23 protein-coding genes and 1 tRNA gene are annotated in these 26060 nt (G+C 69.0%); 10 read left to right on the top strand and 14 right to left on the bottom strand.

The window, feature by feature from the left end:
- The first annotated feature begins 72 nt into the window (after positions 1–72).
- The 7 genes from ACFY2B_RS01065 to ACFY2B_RS01035 all read left to right on the top strand — a co-directional run bounded on the left by ACFY2B_RS01065 (position 73) and on the right by ACFY2B_RS01035 (position 5026).
- Positions 73–1179 (top strand): hypothetical protein, encoded by a 1107-nt coding sequence (locus ACFY2B_RS01065; RefSeq protein ID WP_390761041.1) that lies wholly within the window; start codon positions 73–75, stop codon positions 1177–1179.
- Complete coding sequence (locus tag ACFY2B_RS01060; RefSeq protein ID WP_390761040.1) at positions 1176–2312, top strand: hypothetical protein; 1137 nt, start codon at positions 1176–1178, stop codon at positions 2310–2312. The genes ACFY2B_RS01065 and ACFY2B_RS01060 overlap by 4 nt, the downstream gene beginning before the upstream one ends.
- Positions 2312–3034 (top strand): hypothetical protein, encoded by a 723-nt coding sequence (locus ACFY2B_RS01055; protein ID WP_390761039.1) that lies wholly within the window; start codon positions 2312–2314, stop codon positions 3032–3034. The genes ACFY2B_RS01060 and ACFY2B_RS01055 overlap by 1 nt, the downstream gene beginning before the upstream one ends.
- A gap of 38 nt (positions 3035–3072) precedes the next feature.
- Positions 3073–3534, top strand: a complete 462-nt coding sequence (locus tag ACFY2B_RS01050; RefSeq protein WP_390761038.1) for an ATP-binding protein — start codon at positions 3073–3075, stop codon at positions 3532–3534.
- Between the two features lie 95 nt (positions 3535–3629).
- Positions 3630–4493: a peptidoglycan-binding protein gene (locus tag ACFY2B_RS01045; protein WP_390761037.1), complete on the top strand. Its 864-nt coding sequence runs from the start codon at positions 3630–3632 to the stop codon at positions 4491–4493.
- Between the two features lie 15 nt (positions 4494–4508).
- A complete protein-coding gene (locus ACFY2B_RS01040) occupies positions 4509–4736 on the top strand; it encodes a hypothetical protein (RefSeq protein WP_390761036.1) in 228 nt (75 codons plus the stop codon).
- Complete coding sequence (locus ACFY2B_RS01035; protein WP_390761035.1) at positions 4733–5026, top strand: hypothetical protein; 294 nt, start codon at positions 4733–4735, stop codon at positions 5024–5026. Before ACFY2B_RS01040 ends, ACFY2B_RS01035 begins: the two co-directional genes overlap by 4 nt.
- A 67-nt stretch (positions 5027–5093) precedes the next feature.
- Here ACFY2B_RS01035 and ACFY2B_RS01030 read toward each other — a convergent pair whose 3' ends face one another.
- The 12 genes from ACFY2B_RS01030 to ACFY2B_RS00975 all read right to left on the bottom strand — a co-directional run bounded on the left by ACFY2B_RS01030 (position 5094) and on the right by ACFY2B_RS00975 (position 20536).
- The gene (locus ACFY2B_RS01030) at positions 5094–9008 is read right to left on the bottom strand and encodes a DNA-directed RNA polymerase subunit beta' (RefSeq protein WP_390761034.1); all 3915 of its coding nucleotides are present in this window, start codon (positions 9006–9008) and stop codon (positions 5094–5096) included.
- Between the two features lie 99 nt (positions 9009–9107).
- Positions 9108–12593, bottom strand: a complete 3486-nt coding sequence (gene rpoB, locus ACFY2B_RS01025; protein WP_390761033.1) for a DNA-directed RNA polymerase subunit beta — start codon at positions 12591–12593, stop codon at positions 9108–9110.
- A gap of 571 nt (positions 12594–13164) precedes the next feature.
- Positions 13165–13545 (bottom strand): 50S ribosomal protein L7/L12, encoded by a 381-nt coding sequence (rplL, locus tag ACFY2B_RS01020; RefSeq protein WP_376533073.1) that lies wholly within the window; start codon positions 13543–13545, stop codon positions 13165–13167.
- Between the two features lie 113 nt (positions 13546–13658).
- Positions 13659–14189, bottom strand: a complete 531-nt coding sequence (gene rplJ, locus ACFY2B_RS01015) for a 50S ribosomal protein L10 (RefSeq protein ID WP_376533074.1) — start codon at positions 14187–14189, stop codon at positions 13659–13661.
- Positions 14190–14478: 289 nt separating this feature from the next.
- On the bottom strand, positions 14479–15369 hold the full coding sequence (locus ACFY2B_RS01010) for a DUF1396 domain-containing protein (protein ID WP_390761032.1): 891 nt from the start codon (positions 15367–15369) through the stop codon (positions 14479–14481).
- Positions 15370–15531: 162 nt separating this feature from the next.
- Positions 15532–16431, bottom strand: coding sequence for a hypothetical protein (locus ACFY2B_RS01005; protein WP_390761031.1), 900 nt, complete (start codon positions 16429–16431; stop codon positions 15532–15534).
- A 162-nt stretch (positions 16432–16593) separates the two neighbouring features.
- On the bottom strand, positions 16594–17319 hold the full coding sequence (gene rplA, locus ACFY2B_RS01000) for a 50S ribosomal protein L1 (RefSeq protein ID WP_390761030.1): 726 nt from the start codon (positions 17317–17319) through the stop codon (positions 16594–16596).
- A gap of 100 nt (positions 17320–17419) precedes the next feature.
- A complete protein-coding gene (gene rplK, locus ACFY2B_RS00995) occupies positions 17420–17854 on the bottom strand; it encodes a 50S ribosomal protein L11 (protein ID WP_376533078.1) in 435 nt (144 codons plus the stop codon).
- A gap of 289 nt (positions 17855–18143) precedes the next feature.
- Positions 18144–18671: a hypothetical protein gene (locus ACFY2B_RS00990; RefSeq protein ID WP_390761029.1), complete on the bottom strand. Its 528-nt coding sequence runs from the start codon at positions 18669–18671 to the stop codon at positions 18144–18146.
- Between the two features lie 445 nt (positions 18672–19116).
- Entirely contained in the window at positions 19117–19992 is an 876-nt protein-coding gene (gene nusG, locus ACFY2B_RS00985; protein ID WP_390761028.1) for a transcription termination/antitermination protein NusG, read from the bottom strand.
- A 78-nt stretch (positions 19993–20070) separates the two neighbouring features.
- Positions 20071–20358 carry a preprotein translocase subunit SecE gene (secE, locus tag ACFY2B_RS00980; RefSeq protein ID WP_376533081.1) on the bottom strand — a complete coding sequence of 96 codons (288 nt, stop codon included), beginning with the start codon at positions 20356–20358 and terminating at the stop codon, positions 20071–20073.
- 105 nt (positions 20359–20463) lie between these two features.
- Positions 20464–20536 (bottom strand) — tRNA-Trp (locus ACFY2B_RS00975).
- 259 nt (positions 20537–20795) lie between these two features.
- Between ACFY2B_RS00975 and ACFY2B_RS00970 the strand changes: the two genes are divergently transcribed.
- Together ACFY2B_RS00970 and ACFY2B_RS00965 are read left to right on the top strand one after the other, a co-directional pair.
- A complete protein-coding gene (locus ACFY2B_RS00970; RefSeq protein ID WP_390761027.1) occupies positions 20796–22022 on the top strand; it encodes a pyridoxal phosphate-dependent aminotransferase in 1227 nt (408 codons plus the stop codon).
- A 126-nt stretch (positions 22023–22148) separates the two neighbouring features.
- Positions 22149–23189 carry an adenosine deaminase gene (locus ACFY2B_RS00965; protein ID WP_390761026.1) on the top strand — a complete coding sequence of 347 codons (1041 nt, stop codon included), beginning with the start codon at positions 22149–22151 and terminating at the stop codon, positions 23187–23189.
- Positions 23190–23221: 32 nt separating this feature from the next.
- Here the strand turns inward: ACFY2B_RS00965 and ACFY2B_RS00960 are convergent, their stop codons facing one another.
- Positions 23222–23833 carry a TetR/AcrR family transcriptional regulator gene (locus tag ACFY2B_RS00960; protein WP_390761509.1) on the bottom strand — a complete coding sequence of 204 codons (612 nt, stop codon included), beginning with the start codon at positions 23831–23833 and terminating at the stop codon, positions 23222–23224.
- A gap of 187 nt (positions 23834–24020) precedes the next feature.
- On the opposite strand from ACFY2B_RS00960, the gene ACFY2B_RS00955 reads away from it, so the two are divergent.
- Positions 24021–24653, top strand: a complete 633-nt coding sequence (locus ACFY2B_RS00955) for an NAD(P)-dependent oxidoreductase (protein ID WP_390761025.1) — start codon at positions 24021–24023, stop codon at positions 24651–24653.
- Between the two features lie 290 nt (positions 24654–24943).
- Here ACFY2B_RS00955 and ACFY2B_RS00950 read toward each other — a convergent pair whose 3' ends face one another.
- A complete protein-coding gene (locus ACFY2B_RS00950; protein ID WP_390761024.1) occupies positions 24944–25999 on the bottom strand; it encodes a UDP-N-acetylmuramate dehydrogenase in 1056 nt (351 codons plus the stop codon).
- Positions 26000–26060 lie beyond the last annotated feature (61 nt).

Raw genomic sequence — 26060 nt, 5'->3', positions numbered from 1 at the left:
CCGCGCCACCGTCCGCAGGCCGACCGATCGCCCGAAAATCACCAACCCGCCTGATTCACAAAGGAGTCGACCATGCCGCTGCGCTCCGGATGGCTGTCCCCGGACAGCCAGTCCCGCGAGGACACCCGGCTCGTCTCACTCGGCGCCCTCACCCCGACCTCGCCCGTGGCCACCCGCTCCGGCATCCTGCCCGGCTCGCCGGACGGCCAGTTCCGGATCACCGGGTTCACCCTGACCGGCACCCCCGGCACCATGTCCGCCACCGTCAGCCCCGGCCGGGCGATTGTCCAGGGCACCGACGCCCAGGGCGCCTACCCGGTCGCCCTCACCGAGTACCTGCCGCTGACCTTCGCCGACGGCGCCGCCCAGTACGGGCGGATCGACCTGGTCGTGCTGCGGATCTACGACGAGTACCGCGACGGCGACACCACCCGCACCGAGGCCGTCGTCGAGATCGTGCAGGGCGAGGCGAAGGCCGTCCCGGTCGCCCCGGTGCCGCCGTCCCTGTCGATCCCCCTGTACCAGGTGCTCGTGCCGGCCGGTGCGAGCGCCGGCACCACGGCCATCGACTGGAACACCGCCCTGACCGGCATGCGCACCGCCACCGTCGCGATCGGCGGCATCCTGCCGGTCACCACCGACACCACGAACGGCGCCTACCCGGGCCAGTACCGGGACGTGAGCGGCGGGCTCCAGCGCTGGAACGGCACCGCGTGGGACGCCTTTCCGCAGTATCCGACCTGGCAGAGCTGGACACCGGCCTGGACGACCGGCAGCGGCAACGCCACGCCGTCGTTCGGCAACGCCACGGTCAACTGCCGGTACGTCAAGTTCGGCAGGACCGTGCACCTGAGCTTCTCCCTCCAGTTCGGCAGCACCACCACCTTCGGCACCAACCCCGGCACCGACGACAACTGGCGGTTCTCGCTGCCGGTCGCCGCGTCCGCCGTCCACCCCGTGATCGGCTTCGCCGAACTGTCCGGGAACAACAGCCTGCGCATGGTCAGCCGGATCAACCTCGGCACGACCACCACCTTCGAACTGAACATCAGCACGGGCCGGGTCGACTCCGTGGCGACCGTCCAGCCGTACTACGGCTCCGTGGACGCCCTGTCGCCGTGGACCTGGACCGCCCCGTACGCCATCCGCGGCACCGCCACCTACGAGGCCGCCGCATGACGACGAACATCAACACCCCCTACCGCGCGATCTTCTGCGATCTGCGCACCGACTCCACCATCGACATCCTGCCGCTGCGCGATGTCACGGTGGACGACTACATCGGCAAGGCCGGTTCGCTCTCCGGCACCCTCCCGATCCCGGACCGGGCGATGGCCGCGCGGGCCCGCCGCATCGAGGAGGGCCGCACCTCGGTCTACCTCCAGCGCGGCTCCGACCTGTGGTGGGGCGGCATCGTGTGGACCAGCACCCTGGAGAGCGACGAACAGGGGGTGCTCACGCTCGGCATCCAGGCGGCGACCTTCGAGTCGTACGCGAGCCGACGGCTGATCCGGGCGCACACGGCCGCGTACGACCCCTCCTACAAACTCCCGCTCACCGGCACCCAGTTCGAGGTCGCGCGGGCGCTGTGGAAGGACCTCCAGACCGGGCTGCCGGGCGGCGACATCGGCGTCACCTACGGCGACGAGGTCTCGGACGTGTCCCGCTCGGTCAGCTACCGGGACGGCGACGAGACGGTCTACCTCGACGCCCTGGACGCGCTGGCGGCACTGGAGCACGGCTTCGAGCACTACATCTCCGTCTATCTCGACCCGGCCACCGGCGCCCGGGTGCGCCGGCTGCGGCTGGGCAGCCCGACGATCACCACCGGCAGCACCGACCTGGTGCTGGACCGGCCGGGCACGATCCTGTCGTACTCCTTCCCGCGCGACGCCACCCGTGGCGGTACCACCGCCCGGGCCCGGGGCGCGTCGGCCAACGACGACCAGGCTTCCGAGTCCCGGCCGGTGTGCTCCACGGTCGCGGTCGCCACCGAGCTGATCGAGCAGGCCGGGTATCCGCGCATCGACCTGACCTCGGACCACAACGACATCACCGACGCGAACACCCTGACCGCCCTCGCCCGCACCGAACTGGCCGCCGCCACCGGGGCGGTGGTGATCCCGGAGATCACCGTCATGCTCGACGACCTGGTGCCGACCGCGCTGCTCGGCCGGATCGCGCGCATCCGGATCACCGACGAGTGGTTCACCGAGGGCCTGGACGCCCGCTACCGGATCATCGGTGTCACCGTCAGCCCCGCCCAGCGCGGCCGCCCGGACACCGCCCAGCTCTACCTGGAGGTGGCCTGATGCCCCAGCTGCCCGAGGACATCATCGACCGGCTGACCCAGATGGAACGCCGGATCCAGCAGCTGTCCACCGCGGTCAACACCCGGCCCGCCCTCAACCGGATCTCCGGCGGCGGAGTGGAGATCACCGACGGCGGGTACCTCAACGTCCGTCCGCCGGGCGGCGGTCCGGCCGTCTTCTCGGTCGGCCGGTGGAGCGACCAGGAGTACGGGGTGGCGATCCGCCGCCAGACCGGCAGCCTGGCCCTGTCCCTGTACAACGGCGACGGCACCAGCACCTCGCAGCAGCCGCTGCGGATCTACGACGCCTACGGCCGGGAGATCGTCTCCGACGACATCGACACCGGCGGGATCGCCAAGCCCTGGCTGAACATGCTGCCGCCGCAGGACACGACGGTCAGCCACTGGCCGCAGACCAAAGCGACCTCGTACACGACCGTCGCGATGTCGTACAACATCGTCTGGCAGCCGGTGATGCGGCTCCTCATGAGCACCCGGGCCGACTCCGGCACCACCGGCTCCGTCCGGGTGCAGGTCAACGGCTCCCCGTGGGGCAGCACCGTCAGCGCTGGCTCGGGCTTCGACTTCACCGGAGCGATCAGCACGGACTTCCCCACGGTCTACGGCACCCTGCTCAAGGTCGAGATCCAGGCACTGGTCAGCACCGGGACCGGCTCCGTCTACGCCCAGCCCGTCCTGATGTACGGCCGCCAGACCGTCTGACGCAGGACCGCCCACGACCCGAGGAAGGACCTTCGACCATGGACATCGACACCAGCCAGCCCTGGGGCCTCGCCATCGACTTCGCCGGCCGGGCCACCGTCACCGAGGCCGGCCACACCGTCTACATCAACGTCGCCGACACCAGCGTGAGCAACATCATCGGGCCCGACTCGCTCACCGGTACGTACTCCCCGGTCCACGTCACCGCCCAGTTCACCGAGAGCGGCGCCCACAACACCGTGCTGCGGGGCGTCGGCCGGATCACGGTCATGCCGGCCGGCACCGACCCGGTCGTCCCCGACCAGACCGCGATCCAGCAGGCGATGGCCGCCGCGCTCGCCGACTTCGCGGACAACGTGACTGCCTATACGGCCCTGTGCACCCGGTGGACGAGCCCCGGGGACGGTTCGGGCGGCACCGGCGACCCGGCCGAACCGCCCGCGGACGGCGGCACCGGCCCGGTCACCGCCGCCGAGGCCACGACGGACGGCGCCACCTGACGTCCCGCACTCCGCACGCTCCACCCGCCGCCCCGAGCCGCCCCCGCCGGCCGGGGTTTTCCCTTGCCCGCACTCCCCTCCGAAAGGCCCCGCCCATGGCCACACCCCTGTCCGCCGACGCCCTCGTGTCCGCCCTGCGGGCCGAGGGCGTCACCGTCGTCGAGACCGCCGGCTGGCGCACCCACAACCGCAACAGCAAGGGCCGTTGGGGCCCGGTCAACGGGGTGATGATCCACCACACCGTCACCTCGGGCACCGCCGCCTCCGTCAGCCTCTGCTTCACCGGCCGCTCCGATCTGCCGGGCCCGCTCTGCCACGGCGTCATCGCCAAGGACGGCACCATCCACCTGGTCGGCAACGGCCGCGCCAACCACGCCGGCAGCGGCGACGGCGACGTACTGGAAGCGGTGATCGCCGAGGCCGTCCTGCCCGCACCCGACGAGAACGACACCGACGGCAACGTCCACTTCTACGGCTTCGAATGCGTCAACCTCGGCGACGGCAAGGACCCGTGGCCCGAGGTCCAACTGGACGCCATGGTGCGGGCGTCGGCCGCGCTGTGCCGTGCGCACGGCTGGAGCGCCCGCTCGGTCATCGGCCACAAGGAGTGGACCACCACCAAGATCGACCCGCGTGGCTTCACGATGGCGGACCTCCGCGGCCGGGTCGCCGCCCGCCTCGGCACCAAGGTCCCCGCCGGCACCCCCGCCCACCAGCCCTTCCCCGGCGCCGACTGGTTCAAGAAGAAGCCCAGGTCCGCCGTTGTCACCGCGATGGGCAAGCGGCTGGTCGCCGTCGGCTGCTCGGCGTACTCCGCCGGACCCGGCCCGCAGTGGACCGAGACCGACCGGGCGTCGTACGCCACGTGGCAGCGCAAGCTCGGCTACTCGGGCTCCGACGCCGACGGCTGGCCGGGCGCCACCTCCTGGGCGGCCCTGAAAGTCCCGTACAGCTCCTGAGAAACGAGGCTCACCATGTCAGAGGCCGCCAAGCGCACCCTCCGCACCGTCGTACAGACCGCTGTCGGCCTGTGCGTCCTGCTGCCGACGGCCGCCCGCGCCGCCGGCATCCCGGACACCCTGCCCTGGGCCGCCGGAGCGCTCGCCGTCGCCGCCGCGGTCACCAGGGCGATGGCCGTACCCGCCGTACAGGCGCTGCTGCCGTCGTGGCTGCGGACGGACGGCGAACGGGAGGACGCGTGACCGAACCACCTTTCCCGTCCTCCCCAGCCGCCCCTTCCTCCCTGTCCGACCCGACCGCCGTCGCCGTCGAGCTGGAACGGCTGCGCGGGACCGTCGAGGCCGGGTTCGCCCGGGTCGACGGCTCGCTCGCGCTGCTGGTCCAGCGCAGCGACCAGACCGACAAGCAGCTCGCCGACCATGAACAACGCCTGGACGCCCTGGAGCGGGCCCGCTGGCCGCTGGCGAGCGTCGGCGTACTGGCGGCCGTGGCCACCGTGGTGGTGACGGCGCTGGAGCTGACGGCACGCTGACACGCCGAAGGGCGGCCACCCCGTACGCAACGGGGTGGCCGCCCTTCGGCCTGTCTCAGCTACTCACTCACTGGTTGTACGGACCGTAGTCGTAGTCCTCCAGCGGAACGGCCTGGCCGGAGCCCGTGCCGAACGGCGAGTAGTCGATGTCGTCGTAGCCGACGGCCGAGTACATCGCGGCCTTGGCCTCCTCGGTCGGCTCGACCCGGATGTTGCGGTAGCGGGCCAGGCCCGTACCGGCCGGGATGAGCTTACCGATGATGACGTTCTCCTTGAGGCCGATGAGGCTGTCGGACTTGGCGTTGATCGCCGCGTCCGTCAGGACTCGGGTCGTCTCCTGGAAGGAGGCGGCCGACAGCCAGGACTCCGTCGCCAGCGACGCCTTCGTGATACCCATCAGCTGCGGACGGCCGGAGGCCGGGTGACCGCCCTCCTGGACCACACGACGGTTCTCCTGCTCGAACTTCGAGCGCTCGACCAGCTCACCGGGCAGCAGCTCGGCGTCGCCGGACTCGATGATCGTCACCCGGCGCAGCATCTGCCGGATGATGATCTCGATGTGCTTGTCGTGGATCGACACGCCCTGCGAGTTGTACACCTTCTGGACCTCGCCGACCAGGTGGACCTGGACGGCACGCTGGCCCAGGATGCGCAGCACGTCGTGCGGGTTGGTGGCACCCACGGTGAGCTTCTGGCCCACCTCGACGTGCTCGCCCTCGCCGACCAGGAGACGGGCGCGCTTCGAGATCGGGTAGGCCGTCTCGTCGCTGCCGTCGTCCGGCGTGATGACGATCTTCTTGGTCTTCTCCGTCTCCTCGATGCGGACGCGTCCGCTCGCCTCGGAGATCGGGGCGACACCCTTCGGGGTACGGGCCTCGAACAGCTCGACGACACGCGGCAGACCCTGGGTGATGTCGTCACCGGCCACACCACCGGTGTGGAAGGTACGCATCGTCAGCTGGGTGCCGGGCTCACCGATGGACTGGGCGGCGATGATGCCGACCGCCTCACCGATGTCGACCAGCTTGCCGGTGGCGAGCGAACGGCCGTAGCACATGGCGCAGGTGCCGACGTGCGACTCGCAGGTCAGGATCGAGCGGGTCTTGACCTCCTCGATGCCGTGGTGCACCAGCTGGTCGATGAGCACGTCACCGAGGTCCACGTTGGCCGGCGCGATCACCTTGCCGTCGATGACGACGTCCTCGGCGAGCATGCGGGCGTAGACGCTGGTCTCGACGTCCTCCGCCTTGCGCAGCACGCCGTCGGCGTCGCGCTCGGCGATGCGCAGCTTGAGACCGCGCTCGGTGCCGCAGTCCTCCTCGCGGATGATGACGTCCTGCGAGACGTCCACCAGACGACGGGTCAGGTAACCCGAGTCGGCGGTACGCAGGGCGGTGTCCGCGAGGCCCTTACGGGCACCGTGCGTGGAGATGAAGTACTCCAGGACGGACAGGCCCTCACGGAACGACGCCTTGATCGGACGCGGGATCGTCTCGTTCTTCGCGTTCGACACCAGACCACGCATACCGGCAATCTGACGCATCTGCATCATGTTGCCTCGCGCACCAGAGTTCACCATCATCGAGACCGGGTTGGTCTTCGGGAAGTTCGCGTTCATCGCCTCGGCCACCTCGTTGGTCGCCTTGGTCCAGATCGCGATGAGCTCCTGGGTGCGCTCTTCCTTGGTGATCAGACCGCGCTCGTACTGCTTCTGGACCCGCTCGTCCTGGGCCTCGTAACCCTTGACGATCTCCTTCTTCGCGTCGGGGACGACGACGTCGGAGATGGCCACGGTGACACCGGAGCGGGTCGCCCAGAAGAAGCCGGCCGCCTTCAGGTTGTCGAGCGTCGCCGCCACGATGACCTTCGGGTAGCGCTCGGCGAGGTCGTTGACGATCTCGGAGAGCTGCTTCTTGCCGACCTCGTAGTCGACGAACGGGTAGTCCTCCGGCAGCAGTTCGTTGAACAGCGCCCGGCCCAGCGTGGTGCGCAGCCGGAAGCTGTCACCCTGCTGCCACTCGCCGTCCCCGACGCGCTCGTCCCCTTCCTCCTGCGCCGGCGGAGTCCAGCCGCGCGGCGGGATGGTGCCCACCGGGAAGCGGATGTCCACCTTCGCCTGCAAGGACAGCTCACCGGCGTCGAACGCCATGATCGCCTCGGCGACCGACGCGAACGACCGGTCCTCGCCCTTGACGTCACGCATCTCGCCGTCGGTGGTGAGGAAGAACAGACCGAGGACCATGTCCTGGGTCGGCATCGTCACCGGACGGCCGTCGGCGGGCTTGAGGATGTTGTTCGAGGACAGCATCAGGATGCGGGCCTCGGCCTGCGCCTCCGCGGACAGCGGCAGGTGCACGGCCATCTGGTCACCGTCGAAGTCCGCGTTGAACGCGGTGCACACGAGCGGGTGGATCTGGATGGCCTTGCCCTCGACCAGCTGCGGCTCGAAGGCCTGGATGCCGAGGCGGTGCAGGGTGGGCGCACGGTTCAGCAGCACCGGGTGCTCGGCGATGACCTCTTCGAGGACGTCGTACACCACGGTGCGGCCGCGCTCCACCATGCGCTTGGCGCTCTTGATGTTCTGCGCGTGGTTCAGGTCGACCAGCCGCTTCATCACGAACGGCTTGAACAGCTCCAGCGCCATCGCCTTCGGCAGACCGCACTGGTGCAGCTTGAGCTGCGGGCCGACGACGATCACCGAACGGGCCGAGTAGTCGACGCGCTTGCCGAGCAGGTTCTGCCGGAAGCGGCCCTGCTTGCCCTTGAGCATGTCGGACAGCGACTTCAGCGGACGGTTGCCGGGGCCCGTCACCGGGCGACCGCGACGGCCGTTGTCGAAGAGCGCGTCGACGGCCTCCTGGAGCATGCGCTTCTCGTTGTTCACGATGATCTCGGGCGCGCCGAGGTCGAGAAGCCGCTTCAGGCGGTTGTTGCGGTTGATGACACGGCGGTACAGGTCGTTCAGGTCGGAGGTCGCGAACCGGCCACCGTCCAGCTGCACCATCGGACGCAGGTCCGGCGGGATGACCGGCACGCAGTCCAGGACCATGCCCTTGGGGCTGTTGCTGGTCTGCAGGAACGCGGAGACGACCTTGAGGCGCTTGAGCGCGCGGGTCTTCTTCTGGCCCTTGCCGGTACGGATGATCTCGCGGAGCTTCTCCGCCTCCTCGTCCAGGTCGAAGGACTCCAGGCGCTTCTGCAGCGCCGCGGCACCCATCGAACCGTCGAAGTACGTGCCGAAGCGGTCACGCAGCTCGCGGTAGAGCAGCTCGTCGCCCTCCAGGTCCTGGACCTTGAGGTTCTTGAACCGGGTCCACACCTCGTCGAGACGGTCGATCTCGCGCTGCGCACGGTCGCGCAGCTGCTTCATCTCGCGCTCGGCACCCTCGCGCACCTTGCGGCGCACGTCGGCCTTGGCGCCCTCGCTCTCCAGCTCGGCGAGGTCCGTCTCCAGCTTCTTGGCGCGGCCTTCGAGGTCGGAGTCCCGGCGGTTCTCGATCTGCTGCCGCTCCACGGAGACGTGCGCCTCCAGGGAGGGCAGGTCGCGGGTACGGCGCTCCTCGTCGACGAACGTGATCATGTACGCCGCGAAGTAGATGACCTTCTCCAGGTCCTTCGGGGCGAGGTCGAGCAGGTAGCCGAGCCGCGACGGAACGCCCTTGAAGTACCAGATGTGGGTGACGGGAGCGGCCAGCTCGATGTGGCCCATCCGCTCACGGCGCACCTTCGCACGCGTGACCTCTACGCCACAGCGCTCGCAGATGATGCCCTTGAAGCGGACGCGCTTGTACTTGCCGCAGTAGCACTCCCAGTCCCGGGTGGGGCCGAAGATCTTCTCGCAGAAGAGGCCGTCCTTCTCGGGCTTGAGGGTGCGGTAGTTGATGGTCTCGGGCTTCTTGACCTCGCCGTGGCTCCACTGCCGAATGTCGTCGGCGGTGGCCAGGCCGATCCGGAGCTCGTCGAAGAAGTTGACGTCGAGCACTATGCGTCAATCCCTCTCAGGGTCGTAATTCTGTGGTCTGAAACGGGGGCCTGGGGGTCGGCGGGACCCTGATGGTTCAGGGTCCCGGCCGGACTCCCGTCAGACCTCTTCGACGCTGCTCGGCTCACGCCGGGACAGGTCGATGCCGAGTTCCTCCGCCGCGCGGAAGACGTCCTCGTCGGTGTCGCGCATCTCGATGGACATGCCGTCCGAGGACAGCACCTCCACGTTGAGGCACAGGGACTGCATTTCCTTGATGAGCACCTTGAAGGACTCGGGAATGCCGGGCTCGGGGATGTTCTCGCCCTTGACGATGGCCTCGTAGACCTTCACGCGGCCGGTGACGTCGTCGGACTTGATGGTCAGCAGCTCCTGGAGGGCGTAGGCGGCGCCGTACGCTTCCAGCGCCCACACCTCCATCTCGCCGAACCGCTGGCCGCCGAACTGGGCCTTACCACCCAGCGGCTGCTGGGTGATCATCGAGTACGGGCCGGTCGAGCGGGCGTGCAGCTTGTCGTCGACCAGGTGGTGCAGCTTCAGGATGTACATGTAGCCGACCGAGATCGGGTCCGGGAACGGCTCACCGGAGCGGCCGTCGAACAGCCGCGCCTTGCCGGACGGGAGGACCATGCGGTCACCGTCGCGGTTCGGGATGGTGTGCTCCAGCAGACCCGCCAGCTCGTCCTCGCGGGCACCGTCGAACACCGGGGTGGCGACGTTGGTGCGCGGGTCGACCTGGTCGGCGGCGATGGCCTGGAGGCGCTCGGCCCACTCCTCGGTCAGGCCGGAGACGTCCCAGCCCTGGCTGGCGAGCCAGCCGAGGTGGATCTCCAGGACCTGTCCCGGGTTCATCCGGGACGGGACACCGAGCGGGTTGAGGATGATGTCGACCGGGGTGCCGTCCTCCAGGAACGGCATGTCCTCGATCGGCAGGATCTTGGAGATGACGCCCTTGTTGCCGTGTCGGCCGGCGAGCTTGTCACCGTCGGTGATCTTGCGCTTCTGCGCGACGTAGACGCGCACCAGCTGGTTCACACCGGGCGGCAGCTCGTCGCCCTCCTCGCGGTCGAAGACGCGCACGCCGATGATCTTGCCGATCTCGCCGTGCGGCACCTTCAGCGAGGTGTCGCGGACCTCACGGGCCTTCTCACCGAAGATCGCGCGCAGCAGGCGCTCCTCCGGCGTCAGCTCGGTCTCACCCTTGGGCGTGACCTTGCCGACGAGGATGTCACCGGCGACGACCTCGGCGCCAATGCGGATGATGCCGCGCTCGTCGAGGTCGGCGAGGACCTCCTCGGAGACGTTCGGGATGTCCCGGGTGATCTCCTCGGGGCCGAGCTTGGTGTCACGGGCGTCGACCTCGTGCTCCTCGATGTGGATCGAGGAGAGGACGTCGTCCTGCACGAGGCGCTGCGACAGGATGATCGCGTCCTCGTAGTTGTGACCCTCCCACGGCATGAACGCCACGAGCAGGTTCTTGCCGAGCGCCATCTCGCCGTTCTGCGTGGCGGGACCGTCGGCGAGGACCTGGCCCAGCACGACCCGGTCGCCCTCGTTGACGATGACCTTCTGGTTGACCGAGGTGCCCTGGTTGGACCGGGAGAACTTGGCCAGCCGGTAGGTGATGTAGGTGCCGTCGTCGTTGGCCGTGGTGATGTAGTCCGCGGAGACCTCCTGGACCACACCGTCCTTCTCGGCCTTGACGACGTCGCCGGCGTCGACGGCGGAGCGGTACTCCATGCCGGTGCCGACGAGCGGGGACTCGGACTTGATGAGCGGCACGGCCTGCCGCATCATGTTCGCGCCCATGAGGGCACGGTTGGCGTCGTCGTGCTCCAGGAAGGGGATCATGGCGGTCGCGACCGACACCATCTGGCGCGGCGAGACGTCCATGTAGTCCACGTCCTCGCCGCCGACGTAGTCGACCTCGCCGCCACGGCGGCGGACCAGCACGCGGGCCTCGGCGAACCGCAGCTCGTCGGTGAGCGGCGCGTTGGCCTGCGCGATGACGAAGCGGTCCTCCTCGTCGGCGGTCAGGTAGTCGACCTCGTCGGAGACCTGGCCTTCGGTGACCTTGCGGTACGGCGTCTCGATGAAACCGAACGCGTTGACCCGGCCGTAGGAGGCGAGCGAGCCGATCAGACCGATGTTCGGGCCTTCCGGCGTCTCGATCGGGCACATCCGGCCGTAGTGCGAGGGGTGCACGTCACGGACCTCGAAGCCGGCCCGCTCACGGGAGAGACCACCCGGGCCGAGGGCGTTCAGACGACGCTTGTGCGTCAGCCCCGACAGCGGGTTGTTCTGGTCCATGAACTGGGACAGCTGGCTGGTGCCGAAGAACTCCTTGATGGAGGCGACGACCGGCCGGATGTTGATCAGGGTCTGCGGCGTGATCGCCTCGACGTCCTGGGTGGTCATGCGCTCGCGCACGACGCGCTCCATACGGGCGAGACCCGTACGGACCTGGTTCTGGATCAGCTCGCCGACGCTGCGGATACGACGGTTGCCGAAGTGGTCGATGTCGTCGGTCTCGACCATGATCGAGCGGCCGGACTCACCGGTCGTCTCGGTCTCACCGGCGTGCAGCTTCACCAGGTACTTGATGGTGGCGATGACGTCGTCGGTGGTGAGCACGCCGGCGTCCAGCGGCTCGTCCGCACCGAGCTTCTTGTTGACCTTGTAGCGGCCGACCTTGGCCAGGTCGTAGCGCTTCGGGTTGAAGTACAGGTTCTCCAGGAGCGTCTGCGCGGCCTCACGCGTGGGGGGCTCGCCCGGACGCAGCTTGCGGTAGATGTCGAGGAGCGCGTCGTCCTGACCCTGGGTGTGGTCCTTCTCCAGGGTGGCGCGCATCGACTCGTAGTCGCCGAACTCCTCCAGGATCTGCTCGGTCGTCCAGCCGAGCGCCTTCAGGAGGACGGTGACCGACTGCTTGCGCTTGCGGTCGATGCGGACACCGACCATGTCGCGCTTGTCGATCTCCATCTCCAGCCAGGCACCCCGGGACGGGATGATCTTGGCGGAGAAGATGTCCTTGTCGGAGGTCTTGTCGATGGAGGAGTCGAAGTAGACACCGGGGGAACGGACCAGCTGGGACACCACGACACGCTCGGTGCCGTTGATGACGAAAGTGCCCTTGTTCGTCATGAGCGGGAAGTCGCCCATGAAGACGGTCTGGGACTTGATCTCGCCGGTCTCGTTGTTGGTGAACTCGGCCGTGACGAAGAGCGGGGCGGCGTACGTGAAGTCGCGCTCCTTGCACTCGTCGATCGAGTTCTTGGGCGGCTCGAAGCGGTGGTCCCGGAAGGTCAGCGACATCGACCCGGAGAAGTCCTCGATCGGGGAGATCTCCTCGAAGATCTCCTCCAGACCGGACTTGGTGGGGACGTCCTGACCGTTCTCAAGAGCCTCCTCGACCCGACTCTGCCAGGCGGTGTTGCCGAGCAGCCAGTCGAAGCTCTCGGTTTGCAGCGCGAGCAGGTTCGGAACCTCAAGAGGCTCCTTGATCTTTGCAAAAGAGATGCGCAGCGGGGCGGTGCTTGCGCCGTTGTTCGTATTCGCGGTCGAGGCGTTGCGCGAGGCGGCCAAGAGGGGGTCCTTCCGAGGGCTCGGACTCACTGCGCGCGTACCGGCCCCTCTCCCATGCGCGAAGACAGAAACCCCAGGTCAAAGGGGATGCGGTCGTCTATGCTCGGGTGAGGGCAGACCCCTGGTGACGGGCAGGGGCAAGCTAACAGGCAGCGCAAAGGGTCAGTGTAGCCACTTGGCACACTGATGTCCAGTCCCACTTTTCTGAGACCCTCGTTGTCTTCAACGCCTGCGCCATGCCTGCCTTCAACGCACGTTGATACTGCCCTCTTCGCCGTCGATCCATGCCTCGGATCCCGGATCGTTGTGACGACGCGTCCTGAGAATTGCGCGCTGCGTGCGGTTCGTCAAGGCCCCCCAGCCCGACCGGGCTCCCAGGGACACGACGAAGATCACCATACCCCCCGGTCACGCGGGTGCAAGGCACTCGCGGTCGGGCCTTCGGGAAAGCCGAGGAGCGACCACCCGGATGGATGATCGCTCCTCGGTGCGCGCGCGTTACAGCCCCGTCAGGAGCCGCGGCGACCGCACGGCAGGCGTACGGCCCGATCCCGGGTAACCCCGGAAGGACTTACTTGACCTCGACGGAGGCGCCGGCGCCCTTGAGGGACTCGGCGGCCTTCTCGGCGGCGTCCTTGGCGACCTTCTCGAGGACGGGCTTCGGGGCGCCGTCCACCAGGTCCTTGGCCTCCTTCAGGCCGAGCGAGGTCAGCTCACGCACGACCTTGATGACCTGGATCTTCTTGTCGCCGGCGCCGGTGAGGATGACGTCGAACTCGTCCTGCTCCTCGGCCTGCTCGACCGGGGCGGCCGGACCGGCCGGGCCCGCGACGGCGACCGCGGCGGCGGCGGTGACGTCGAACTTCTCCTCGAACGCCTTCACGAACTCGGAGAGCTGGATCAGGGTCATGCCCTCGAACTCGGCAAGCAGTTCATCCTGGGTGAGAGCCATGGTGGCTTTCCTTCCACTAATTCGGCAGGTGCCGGATGTACATGTCTGGCGGGCGTACGTACGGCCCGCTACGACCTCCGCCTCAGGCGGCGGCGGTCATGTCGCGAGCCGAATTACTCGGCACCGCCCTGCTCGTCCTGCTTGGCGCGAAGCGCGTCCACGGTGCGGACGAGCTTCGACGGGAGCGCCTGGAAGACCTGGGCAGCCTGGGTCTGCTTGGCCTTGAAGGCGCCCGCCAGCTTGGCGAGCAGAACCTCGCGGGACTCGAGGTCCGCGAGCTTCTTGATCTCGTCGGCGGACAGCGCCTTGCCGTCAAGGACACCGCCCTTGATGACGAGATTCGGGTTGTCCTTGGCGAAGTCACGGAGACCCTTCGCCGACGTCACCGGGTCACCGGTGACGAAGGCGACAGCCGTCGGACCGTTGAACAGGTCGTCCAGCGTCGTGATCCCGGCCTCGTTGGCCGCAATCTTGGTCAGCGTGTTCTTCACCACGGCGTACTGGGCGTTCTCACCGAGCGACCGGCGCAGCGTCTTGAGCTGCGCCACGGTGAGACCGCGGTACTCGGTCAGCACGGCGGCGTTGGAGCTGCGGAACTGCTCCGCCAGCTCGGCCACCGCGGCAGCCTTGTCGGGCCTCGCCATAGAGCCTCGGCCTCCTTCCGGGTGATTCTGACCGCGCGGACCCGAAGGAGGACTGGGAAAAACGAAACGCCCCGGGCGCAGGCGCACGGGGCGGACTCGACCGGCCGTGCACGCGCGGGGCGGGCACTCCGGGAGCTCTTCCACTGTCACCTGCGCGGGTCGCCCACTTTTCAGCGGATCCTTCGGCCACCCCGCGCTCATCCGAACACGGGGCAACGACCAGCGGTCTTTGGCTTCTGTTGGAGAGTAAGGGAACGGATCGCCGCCAGGCAAATCCGTGCCTGCGGACTCAGCCCTGCTCGACCCCCTTCATCATCTCGGAGAGGTCGGTGGTGTCCTTGGCGGGCGGAGCAGTGACCTTCACCGGCTGGTTGTAGTCGATGAAGGTGATCAGCATGTCGAGCGGGCCCTTCTTGGCCTCGCCCCGCATCCGGAACTGCTTGGTGTGCGACTCGCCGTCGATCCACATGTCCATGGTCATCTTGTCGACGCCCATGGTCTCGTACTGCTCAAGGCTCTGCTCGTGCCGCTCGCGGAGGTTCTTGTCCTCCGCCTTGATCTTGGCCCGGAGGTCGTCGAGGGTGACCGTGCCCTGGTAGTGGGTGGTCTTCACCCCGTCGACGGTCTCGGTGCCGATCTCCTTGATGTCCTTGGCTCCGGCCAGGAACGTGGAGTCGGAGGCCGGGTTCTTGCCGGCCTCCCCCGCGCCGAGCTGGTCGGTGTTGAGCCCGCCGTCCGCGCCGGCAGCGGACATGTCGAGCTTGAGCCAGCTCTTGCCCTCCATCTGCTTGGCCATCTCGGGGTTGCCGCCGATGTACATCGCCTTGTCGATGAGCCGGATCTCGACCGGCCCGTCGGTGCCCTTGCCCGCGGCGGTCATCTTCATGCTCATCGCCGGCGGTTCGACGCTCATCGCCGCCTCGCCCTTGAGCCGGCCCTCGCCCGGGATGCTGCCGGACATCCGGTAGCGGAACGACTTGATGTCGTCCGCGTTCTTCGCGGCCGCGGCGACGGCCGCCGCCGGCTCCATCGCGGGCGCCTTCACCGAGTCGCCCTTCGACGACGACTTCGCTCCGTCGTCGTTCCCCCCGCAGCCGACCGCGCCCGTGGCGAGCAGCAGCACGGCGAGCCCGCCGGCCGCCATGGAAGACCTGGACCTGACGGACACAGAAGACCTCATTTTTTCTTTCCCCCCACATCATGGTTGGGCGCACAGGGAACACACGCCCGATTCACAGTAAGGGGTTGATCGTAACCGGCGGCAATGACAAGTACATCCTGGTTCTTGACGGGTTCTTGACCGTCGAAGGCCGAAAAGGTCCGCAGAGAGCCCGGTCGCACTTCAGCCGGACAGTCCGGTTCCCCCCTGCGTGTGCATGAGGGACGTGAAGTCCTGGGTGTCGCTCGCGGGGGGCTCCTGCACCGAGAGCCGTGCTCCGTAGTCGCTGTAGTAGGCGGTGCTGGTCATCGTGCCGTTCGCGGTGGTGCCCCGCTCGACCTTCTTGAGCAGCAGACCCTGGTCGTCGACCCAGATGTCGATGGTCTCCGTGGTGACGCCGGCCTGGTCGAGCTGCTTCTTCAGGTCCGCGAGCTGGCCCGTGGTGAGGCCGGAGTTCCGGGTGGCGAGGTCGGCGACGTCGACCGTCCCGGAGTAGCGCGCGGCGTTCTCGCCGGAGACCTTCTCGGCACCGGCCTTCCGTACGTCCCCGGAGGCCAGCAGGAGCTTCACGGACTGGTTCGGCGTGGCGTTGCGGGTCTGGTCCTTGAGGTAGGCGCCGGAGGCGCCGGCGAGGTCGGCCAGGGCGTCGTAGCCGTACTTGACCCAGTGCCTGCCGCCTGCCTGCCGGGCGAACGCGTCGCCCATCCTGGCGTAGTAGGCGTCCGGCAGATAGCGGGTCTCCATCGTGGTGGAGCCGAGCTTCCGCATGGCGTCGGCGACCGTGCCGCCGGTGTAGGTGATGGTGAGCGTGCCGGTGATGCCGTCGCGCCAGCCGAGGGTGCCGTCCGCCGTCATGGACATCACGGAGCCCAGTGTGGTCGTGGAGCGGACCTTGGCCGACTCGGCCTTGGCCGTGGATTTCTCGGCGGAGCGCAGCTCTGCCAGCGGGTCGGTGTGTGCCGTGCTCCGTCCGGTCGCCTTGCCGCCCCCGTCCGAGCCTCCGGAGCCACAGGCGGCCATCCCCGCCAGCGCGGTCACCAAGACCGCCGAGAGGGTCACGCGGCGCACGATGGTGCTGTTCATGTCGTCCCACCCCTATGCGAGTCCGTATGCGCACGGTAACGCAGCGCACTGACAGCCGTACGGGAAGTCGCACAAAGACAGGACGGGCCCCGCACCTCGGAAGGTTGCGGGGCCCGCCCTGTTGACGCGTGTCCGACGCGGCTGCCGGGGTGAGCCTGGGGCTCAGACGGCGGCCGGGTCCTCCTCGACGAGGAGGTTGCGGGTGCGGTTCGGGTCGAGCGGAATGCCGGGGCCCATCGTGGTGGTGATGGCGGCCTTCTTGATGTAGCGACCCTTGGCGGCGGACGGCTTCAGACGGAGGATCTCCTCCAGCGCGGCGCCGTAGTTCTCCACCAGCTTGTCGTCCTCGAACGACGTCTTGCCGATGATGAAGTGCAGGTTCGAGTGCTTGTCGACGCGGAACTCGATCTTGCCGCCCTTGATGTCGGTCACGGCCTTGGTGACGTCGGGCGTGACCGTGCCGGTCTTCGGGTTGGGCATCAGACCACGGGGGCCGAGGACGCGGCCGAGGCGGCCGACCTTGCCCATGAGGTCCGGGGTGGCGACGACGGCGTCGAAGTCCAGACGGCCCTTCGACACCTCGTCGATCAGTTCGTCGGAGCCGACGATGTCGGCGCCCGCGGCACGCGCGGCCTCGGCACGGTCACCGGTCGCGAAGACCAGGACCCGGGCGGTCTTGCCGGTGCCGTGCGGGAGGTTCACGGTGCCACGGACCATCTGGTCGGCCTTGCGCGGGTCGACACCCAGACGGAAGGCGACCTCGACGGTGCCGTCGAACTTGGTCGTGGAGGTCTCCTTGGCGAGGCGGACGGCTTCGAGCGGGGCGTACAGCTTCTCCCGGTCGATCTTCTCGTCCGCAGCGCGGAGGGCCTTGCTGCGCTTGCTCACAACTGCTCCTGAGGGGTTCTTGACGGAGTCGTGGTACGGGCCGAGCAGGCCCTGCCACGTGCGGCCCACAGGGGCCGCGGGGGTTCTGCGAGGCGGAGGTTCAGCCCTCGACCGTGACGCCCATGGAACGCGCGGTGCCGGCGATGATCTTCGCGGCGGCGTCCAGGTCGTTGGCGTTGAGGTCGGGCAGCTTCGTCTGGGCGATCTCGCGGACCTGCGCCTGAGTGATCTTGGCGACCTTGGTCTTGTGCGGCTCGCCGGAGCCCTTCTCCACGCCCGCGGCCTTGAGGATCATCTTCGCGGCCGGCGGCGTCTTGGTCACGAAGGTGAAGGAACGGTCCTCGTAGACCGTGATCTCCACCGGGATGACCCAGCCGCGCTGCGACTCGGTCGCGGCGTTGTAGGCCTTGCAGAACTCCATGATGTTGACGCCGTGCTGACCCAGCGCGGGGCCGACCGGCGGAGCCGGGTTGGCCGCGCCGGCCTGGATCTGGAGCTTGATCAGCCCCGTGACCTTCTTCTTCTTGGGAGGCATGTGCTCTCTCCGGGTCCTTAGTGAGAGTGTTCCGCCGTCCGATCCGGATCATCTGGATGGAGGCATACCGCACCACGATAACGGGTGACGGGGCCGGACCCAAAAACGGGACCTCGGACTCCGGAACGGCACCGCGGCCCGCGCACCGGAACGGCACCCCGGTCCGCGCAACGGAAACGCGGGCCCCCGGCCCGCACCCGGCGGCCGGAGACCCGCGACACCTTCGAAGAACACCCGGACACCGGCCCGGCGAACGCCCGCATACGGGCGGGCTCCGGGCCGGCCGGACTCAGCAGCGCTTGGAGGTGACCGCCTGCCCGCCGACCGGGTCGCCCGGCGCCCTCAGGTGGCCGACGGCCGCGGTGCACTCGCCGGCGGTGGCGGCCGGCAGCGACCAGAACTCCTGGGCGTTGGTGGCCGTCCACCCCTTCTCGCCCACGACCCCGTCGCGCGCGTAGCTGTAGACGCCGACGCCGACGTCGTAGTCCTTCACCTTGTCACGGAAGCTCTGCCACACCCACAGGTACCCGTAGTTCCGCTGGCAACTGGGCGAGTAGAACTGCTTCACGGACGCGACGTGCGCGCCCGCACGGTCGATGTAGGCGGTGGTGCCGATCTGGTACGCGTCGGAGCACACGCCGGCGGCCGCGGCCTTGGCGCTGTTCGGGTTCCCGCTCTCCGACGGGGCGGTGGAGCGGACGCTCTGACGCTGCTTGTCCGGCGCGGGCGCGGGGCCCGTACCGGCGACGGCGGAGGCCGCCGGGACGAGGACGAAAGCGGCGGCGGCCGCGGCGATCAACGTACGACGAGCACGCATGAGGAAAACCCCCGGGTTCCCTGGATACCTGAACCGTTCCTTGAGCACGCGACGAACAGGGCAGGGCAAACCACAGCAATGCATGGTGGATCACCACCAAGAGCACCGTTCGTGCGTTTTGGTCATCAAGTCAGACCCACCGGACGCCGGAATGGTTGTGGCGCAGCACACATTTTTTTGCACCGTTCCGGACACGGCCCGGATCGCCGGTGGTTCAAGGGAGCGCCATGAACACGTGGCGCATGGAAACAGCCGTCCGCCCCGGTGCCCAGGGGGACTGCTGCCCGCAGAACCGCCCGAGAGCCCTCGCCCGAGGCCCGGAGACAGACCCACGGCCCAACGGCGCCCCCCCCCAGGCCCTCAAGCCCGTCGAGCCCCCGCACACGAAAGAGCCCCTGTCCAACGGCGAACCGTTGGACAGGGGCTCTTTCGAAGGATCGTCGGCCTAGTTCTTCTGGATCTGGTCGAAGCTCAGCTCGACCGGGGTCTCCCGGCCGAAGATCTCCACCAGGCCCTTGACCTTCTTCGAATCCGGGTTGATCTCGTTGATGGTGGCCTGCAGCGTGGCGAACGGGCCGTCGGTGACGGTGACCGAGTCGCCGACCTCGAAGTCCAGCACCTGGACCTCGACCTTGCGCTGCGGGGCGGGCTTGCCCTCGGCCTCGGCGGCCTCGCGGGCGGCCTTCTCCTCGGCCTCCGGGGCGAGCATCTTGACGATCTCGTCCAGGGTCAGCGGGTAGGGGTCGTAGGCGTTGCCGACGAAGCCCGTGACACCGGGGGTGTTGCGGACGACACCCCAGGACTCGTTGGTCAGGTCCATGCGGACCAGGACGTAACCCGGCAGCTTGTTCTGCTTGATCGTCTTGCGGTCGCCGTTCTTGATCTGGACGACCTCTTCCTGCGGCACCTCGGCCTGGAAGATGTAGTCCTCGACGTTCAGCGAGACGGCGCGCTGCTCCAGGTTGGTCTTCACGCGGTTCTCGTAACCGGCGTAGGTGTGGATGACGTACCACTCGCCGGGCAGCGAACGCAGTTCGTCGCGGAGCGCCGCGACGGGGTCGACCGGTTCCGCGGGCTCCTCGTCGGCGCCCTCGTCCCCCGCGGCCAGGTCCTCGGCCGCACCGTCCTCGTCGTCCTCGTCGGCAACGTCCTCGTCCACGACCTGCAGGGCGGCCTCCTCGGCCGGCTCCCCCGCCTCGGCCTCGGCAGCCTCGAACTCGTCCTGCTCGTCCGCGCCCTCGACGATGTCGAGCTCGTCGTCCACCGCCTCGGCGGCATTCCCGCGAGGCTCGATGGCGTCGTTCAGGTTCGGGTCAGACACGATGGCTGCTTCTTCCTGGATACATAGGTGGAACATGCGAAAACGGGCGCCGACATCACGGCGCCCTTCGCTCTTGGCTCAGCCGAAGACGTACTTGGCGGCGTGGTCGAGCCCATAGTCAATCACGGTCACCAACGCGATCATGATGGCGACGAAGAAGATCACCACGGTGGTGTACGACGTCAGCTGGTTGCGGGTCGGCCAGACGACCTTGCGGAGTTCCGCGATGATCTGGCGGTAGAAGATCGCAAGACGCTTCAGCGGGCCCTTCTTGCCACGCTTGCCACCCTTGCGGGCCTTCTTGCTGGACTCCGGCACCTCGTCCTGGGCATCAGGAGTTTCGATGGAGCCCACGGCGTCCGTCATTCGTCCTCACCTGATCCCGGGTCGTGGCCGTGCCGCGCCCGGTTTGAGCCGCACGGCGATGCAATGCTGTACGTACATGCGCACACATCCTGGCGGTGTGTGTAGCAGGGCCGGAGGGACTTGAACCCCCAACCGCTGGTTTTGGAGACCAGTGCTCTACCAATTGAGCTACGACCCTTTGGTGTCCCCCAACGTACCGCATCCGACCGACTGCTCGGTGTGCACCGGCGCGGAGGCGGCTGCCGAAGGCCAACGAGGTGAGAGTGTACGTGCTCCCGGGCCCGGCGTCGAACAGTAAGTGCCCGTCCGGGCGCGGGAAACGCAAGATCGTCCTGGCCGGAGGCCGGTTCCGGACGCTTGTTCACGGGTCGGCCTCCTGCCGTTCAGTCTGTGAAACCCGCGTGCCGGGCACGTTTCCGGTCTGGAACGATGGGTTCATGAGCGCTGCAACCCCTCCCACCGAGCGCCGGGTCTCCGCCCGAGTCGGCGCGATCTCCGAGTCCGCCACCCTCGCCGTGGACGCCAAGGCCAAGGCTCTCAAGGCCGCCGGGCGTCCGGTGATCGGCTTCGGCGCCGGTGAACCCGACTTCCCGACCCCCGGCTACATCGTCGAGGCCGCGATCGAGGCCTGCAAGAACCCGAAGTACCACCGGTACACCCCGGCGGGCGGCCTGCCCGAGCTGAAGGCCGCGATCGCCGCGAAGACGCTGCGGGACTCGAAGTACGAGGTCGACCCCTCGCAGGTCCTCGTCACCAACGGCGGCAAGCAGGCCATCTACGAAGCCTTCGCCGCGATCCTGGACCCGGGCGACGAGGTGATCGTCCCGGCTCCGTACTGGACGACGTACCCGGAGTCGATCCGCCTGGCCGGCGGTGTCCCGGTGGAGGTCGTCGCCGACGAGTCGACCGGCTACCGGGTGAGTGTGGAGCAGCTGGAGGCGGCGCGCACGGAGCGGACGAAGGTCGTCCTCTTCGTCTCCCCGTCCAACCCGACCGGCGCGGTCTACAGCGAGCAGGAGACCGAGGCGATCGGCCGCTGGGCGGTCGAGCACGGTCTGTGGGTGCTGACGGACGAGATCTACGAGCACCTCGTCTACGGCGACGCCACGTTCACCTCGCTGCCCGCGATCCTGCCGGAGCTGCGTGACAAGTGCATCGTCGTCAACGGTGTCGCGAAGACGTACGCGATGACCGGCTGGCGGGTGGGCTGGGTCATCGGCCCGCGGGACGTCGTCAAGGCCGCCACGAACCTCCAGTCGCACGCCACGTCGAACGTCTCGAACGTCGCGCAGGCGGCGGCCCTCGCGGCGGTCTCCGGCGATCTCGCGGCGGTCGAGGAGATGCGCGAGGCGTTCGACCGCCGGCGCCGGACGATCGTGCGGATGCTCGACGAGATCGACGGGGTGGTCTGCCCGGAGCCGGAGGGCGCGTTCTACGTGTACCCGTCGGTGAAGGCGCTGCTCGGCAAGGAGATCCGCGGCAAGCGCCCGCAGACCTCGGTGGAGCTGGCCGCGCTGATCCTGGAGGAGGCCGAGGTGGCGGTCGTACCGGGCGAGGCCTTCGGCACCCCGGGCTACCTGCGGCTGTCCTACGCCCTCGGTGACGAGGACCTGGTGGAGGGCGTGAGCCGGCTCCAGAAGCTGCTGGCCGAGGCCAAGGACTGAACCCACTCGGCACGAACAGTCCGGCGGGCCGCCTCTTCCCTGAGGCGGCCCGTTCGTGTGTGCGGGCAAGACCACGAACGGGGAACCGACTACCGGGACGCGGGGGACGTGCGGCAGGATCCTGGAATGGAGCGTGTACGTGATGTCTCTGACCTGCCGAAGGCCCATCTCCACCTGCACTTCACCGGCTCGATGCGGCCCACCACCCTGCTGGAGCTGGCCGACAAGCACGGCGTACGACTGCCCGAGGTGCTGTCCGACGCGCTGACCAGCGGGGAGCCGCCGAAGCTGCGGGCCACGGACGAACGCGGGTGGTTCCGCTTCCAGCGGCTGTACGACGCGGCCCGCTCCTGCCTGCGTGACCCGGAGGACATCCAGCGCCTCGTCCGGGAGGCCGCGGAGGAGGACCTGAGGGACGGCTCCGGCTGGCTGGAGATCCAGGTCGACCCGACGTCGTACGCGCCGCGCCTGGGCGGTCTGATCCCCGCTCTGGAGATCATCCTGGACTCGGTGGAGACGGCCTCGCGGGACACCGGTCTCGGCATGCGGGTACTGGTGGCCGCCAACCGCATGAAGCACCCGCTGGACGCCCGCACGCTGGCCCGGCTGGCGGTGCGGTACGCGGACCGGGGCGTGGTCGGCTTCGGCCTGTCGAACGACGAACGCCGGGGCATGGCCCGGGACTTCGACCGCGCCTTCCACATCGCGCGCGAGGGCGGCCTGCTCTCGGCCCCGCACGGCGGCGAGCTGACGGGCCCGTCCTCGGTCCGGGACTGCCTGGACGACCTGTATGCCGACCGGGTCGGGCACGGGGTGCGGGCGGCGGAGGACCCGCGGCTGCTGAAGCGGCTCGCGGACCGGGGCGTGACCTGCGAGGTGTGCCCCGCGTCGAACGTGGCGCTGGGCGTGTACACGAAGCCGGAGGACGTCCCGCTGCGCACGCTGTTCGAGGCGGGGGTGCCGATGGCGCTGGGCGCCGACGATCCGCTGCTGTTCGGCTCGCGCCTGGCCGCCCAGTACCGGCTGGCGCGGGAGCACCACGGCTTCACGGACCTGGAACTCGCCGAACTGGCCCGGCAGTCGGTCAGGGCGTCCGCGGCGCCTCAGGACGTACGGACGAAGCTGCTGGCGGGCGTCGACGACTGGCTGACCCGCCCGGCCGCCTGAGACGGGCGGCCGGGGATCTCCCGGGGCCGGGGTCAGGCCGGGTGCCCGGTGGCGGCGATCCCGCCCAGCAGGGTGCGGGCCAGCCTGCGGGCGAAGTCGTCGACCGGCGGGCGCTCGCCCGTCCGGGACGCGTCGTAGGCGAACGCCCGCTGGGAGCAGGCGCCGAGCAGCAGGGACGCGGCGGCGAAGGTGTCGGCGTCGGCCCGGACCCGGCCCGCCTCCTGCTCGGCGCGCAGATAGGCGTCGAGACCCTCTATCGGCTTGTGGGGGCCGGAGCCCATCTCCCGCAGCCCGTGGTCGAACCGCGCCTTGAGCTGGGTCTCGGCGTACAGGGAAGCCGCGATCGGGAAGCTCTGCTCGTAGAAGAGGGCGGCCTGGCGGGCGATCTCGGTGAGGTTCTCCTCCAGCGTGCCCTTTCCCGGTTCGGCCGCGAGACTGCCGAGCAGGGGGGTCAGCGGGGGCAGCCGCTCGGTGAGGACGCGGACGAACAGGTCCTCCTTGCTGGCGAAGTACTTGTAGAGCGCCGCCTCGGAGCAGTCCGCTGCCTTGGCGATCTGCTTGGTCGTCGCGCGGGCCAGTCCCACGGTGAGCATCAGTTCGTGGGCGGCGTCGAGGATGCGGACGCGGGCCGGTTTCTGCTCCATGGCGCCCAAGGATGGCATGGCGGCACTCCTGGCCTTGACGAATGGGTGAGTACTTACTCACTCTAGAAGCCACTAGGGTGAGTGAACACTCACCCACCCCGTCGTCCACCCATGCGTCACCCACCCGAAGAAGACCGATGAAGACCGATGAAGACCAATGAGGACCGATGAAGAACGGGAGCACCCCATGAACCTCACCGTGTTCGGCGCCACTGGAGGAATCGGCCAGGAGATCGTCCGCCAGGCGCTCTCCGCGGGCCACAAGGTCACGGCCGTGGTCCGTGACCCCGCACGGCTGACCGTGACCGGGCCCGCCCTGGAGGTGGTCCGCGCGGACCTCACCGACCCGGAGCAGGTGCGCCCCGCCGTCGCCGGCCGGGACGCGGTGCTGTCCGGCCTGGGCGCGCGCAGCCGCAAGGACGCCGGGGTGACGACCCGGCTGACCCGTACGGTCCTGGCGGCCATGGAGGCGGCACACGTACGGCGGCTGCTGCTGGTCAGCGCCGGTCCGGTCGGCCCCGCCCCGGAGAACGACGGTTTCCTCGACCGCACCGCGCGCGGCCTGGTCTCGGCCATCCTCAAGGACGTCTATGCGGACCTGCGGGAGACCGAGGCCGAACTGGCGCGCAGCGACACGGACTGGACGTCGGTACGCCCACCGCGCCTCCAGGACAAGCCGCTAACCGGCACGTACCGCACGGTGGTCGGGGGTTTCCCGCGCGGCGGCCGCTTCATAGCCCGCGCGGACGTGGCCCACGCGATGCTGACGATGACCGAGGACCCGAAGACGGTACGCCAGGGAGTAGGCGTGGCCTACTGAACCAGCACCCCACAGGGACCCGGGAAACTGCGCGACCAGCCACAACCGCCCCACACCCAACCAACAACACCCACCCCCGCACAGGGACCCGGGGAACTGCGCAACCAGCCACAACCGCCCCACACCCAACCAACAACACCCACCCCCGCACAGGGACCCGGGGAACTGCGCGACCAGCCACAACCGCCCCGCAGCCGGCCGACAACACGCACCCACCCCATTAGGGGCGCGGGGAACTGCGCAACCCCCCGCCCCCCAGCGGAGCTGCAACGCGGAGCTGCAACGCGGAGCTACAAGCTCACGCCAACAGTCACCGGCTCATTGACCAACGTGATCCCGAACGCCCCCCGCACCCCGGCCACGACTTCCCGGGCCAGCGCAAGCAGATCCTCCGTGCTGGCCCCACCCCGGTTGGTGAGCGCCAGCGTGTGCTTGGTGGAGATACGGGCGGCCCCGCTGCCGTACCCCTTCGTGAAGCCCGCCTTGTCGATCAGCCAGGCCGCGGAGGTCTTGGTGTGCCCGTCGCCCGCGGGGTAGGCGGGCGGCTCGGCACCGTCGCCGAGCCGCTCCTTCACGCGCGCGTGGAAGGCGGCGAACTCCGCGTCCGTGAGGATCGGGTTGGTGAAGAAGGACCCCGCCGACCAGGTGTCGTGATCCTCGGGGTCGAGAACCATGCCTTTCCCCGCACGCAGCTTCAGGACGGCCTCGCGGGCGGCGGCGAGCGGCGCCCGACCGCCGGGCTCCACCCCCAGCGCACGGGCCGCCTCGGTGTACCTGACCGGCGCCGACAGCCCGTCCGCGGCCTCCAGCCCGAACCGTACGCGCAGCACCACGTAGCGGTCGGGGTCGGCCTTGAAACGACTGTGGCGGTAGGAGAACGCGCACTCGGCGTTGGTGAGCGTGACCGTCTCCCCGACCGTGCGGTCGTAGGCGATCACCTCGGTGATGCTGGTGGAGACCTCCTGGCCGTACGCGCCGACGTTCTGGATCGGCGTCGCACCGACGGAGCCCGGAATTCCGGCGAGGCATTCGATGCCCGCGAGGCCGGCCTCGACGGTCCGTGTGACGGTGTCGGTCCACACCTCGCCGGCCGCGGCCTCCAGGCGCGTGCCGTCGAGTTCGCACCCGCGGGTGGCGATGCGCAGGGCGGTGCCGTCGAAGCCCTTGTCGCCGATGACCAGGTTCGACCCGCCGCCGATCAGCAGCAGGGGGGTTCCGCTGTCGTCGGCCTCGCGGACGGCGGCGACGACCTCGGCGTCGGTGGTGGCGGTGACCAGCCGGGTGGCGGGGCCACCCAGCCGGAAGGTGGTCAGCGGGGCGAGGGGGGCGTCGTGGAGTTCCTGCACGCGCCCAAGACTACGAGACGCAAGGGGCCCCCTCTTCGGCGGAACACCCCTTGCCCCGGCC

The organism is Streptomyces sp. NPDC001270 (genome assembly GCF_042896695.1).
In the GTDB taxonomy this organism is placed as follows: Bacteria; Actinomycetota; Actinomycetes; order Streptomycetales; family Streptomycetaceae; genus Streptomyces.
The sequence above is the reverse complement of the archived record's forward strand: the minus strand, read 5'-3'. Positions and strand labels throughout refer to the sequence as shown.